1 protein-coding gene is annotated in these 260 nt (G+C 35.4%); it reads left to right on the forward strand.

Annotated features, from left to right (window positions below):
- The coding region (locus LIZ08_RS10350) for a hypothetical protein (RefSeq protein ID WP_227038824.1) at positions 1-260 on the forward strand (260 nt) is incomplete at both ends.

Consider the following 260-nt stretch of genomic DNA (forward strand, 5'->3'; position numbering starts at 1 on the left):
ATGAAGAAGACTATTATAAAAAACCTACATCATCATACGAGGCAAACAATCCAATTGTAAGTGCAACAATTGAATTAAAAATCAATCAAAAGGCTACAAAGGAAGAAAATGGGAAGACAGTAGCCAATGTTCCAGATTATGGTACATGGTGGGATGAAGCAAATGAAGATACAAAGTATATGTTTGAATTTGCAGGTCGTTTCTATAAAACGGGTGTTTCAGCTGCATCTGTTTCTTCAACAGTTACTAAGCTTTCCCAG

The organism is Streptococcus sp. 210928-DFI.4.42 (genome assembly GCF_020554365.1).
In the GTDB taxonomy this organism is placed as follows: domain Bacteria; phylum Bacillota; class Bacilli; order Lactobacillales; family Streptococcaceae; genus Streptococcus; species Streptococcus parasanguinis_S.